The following is an 841-nucleotide window of genomic DNA, read 5'->3' on the forward strand; positions in this document are numbered from 1 at the left end:
GGCGGGGAGTGGTTCGAGGGGTCGGCCGGCAGCGGCGAAGTTGAGGATCAGGCCGATGCGGCCGGTGGTTGCCCCGCGCAACCAGATGCGGCGGACGGTGAGGCGATCGTCGGGTTCGATGATGCGGCCGAGTACCAGCCAGTCGTCCTCGACCTTCTCGCCGTCGGCCAGGACACGGGCGGTCTCGGTCGTCCAGCCGATGCGAGCCTGCACGGTATCCGCGAGGGCGGGCGGTAGGTCGGCTAGGCGGGTGTGCGCGGCGACGAGCAGGTGGATGAGCGACAACTCCTCGAGCAACTCCCCCGGCCAGCCGTGACCACGCCCGACGACCGCGGCAGCTCGCCGTACAGATCCTGCTACCCCGCCGGCCTGGGCGTCGACCATGCGCGCGGCCAACCGACTCAGCTCGGTGTAGGCGCGCTGGTCGAATCCGCCGAGACCCTGGCGGACCTGGTCGCCCAGCCAGCTCGCCAGCTCCGCCATACCCGCCGACACTCGATCGGCCCGGCGCGATGCCCGCTCCTGCGCAGCGAGCGGATCGGCAACCTCACCCGGCTTCCGCTCCGGCCGCTCGGCCCGCGCCGCTCGCTGGCCGACCCACGCGTCCACCCACTCCGGCTCTTCAGTCGGTTGGACCTCGCCGTTCGACCACAGCAACAGCAACCCAAGCGCGTGCTTGCAGGGGAACTTCCGGCTCGGACAAGAGCACTTGTACGCGGGACCGCTCAGGTCGACCACGGTTTGATACGGCTGCTTGCCGCTCCCCTGGCACAGCCCCCAAACCGCCCGCTCGGAGACTCCCACCGCCGCCCACTTCGCAGCCTTGGCCAACCCCTGCCCC

1 protein-coding gene is annotated in these 841 nt (G+C 71.1%); it reads right to left on the reverse strand.

Annotation, left to right across the window (positions count from 1 at the left end; all coding sequences use genetic code 11):
• Positions 1 to 841, reverse strand: an 841-nt coding sequence (locus E1263_RS42470; protein WP_132178161.1) for an SWIM zinc finger family protein, incomplete at both ends; no start/stop codon positions are given.

It is taken from the genome of Kribbella antibiotica (assembly GCF_004349055.1).
Classification (GTDB): Bacteria; Actinomycetota; Actinomycetes; order Propionibacteriales; family Kribbellaceae; genus Kribbella; species Kribbella antibiotica.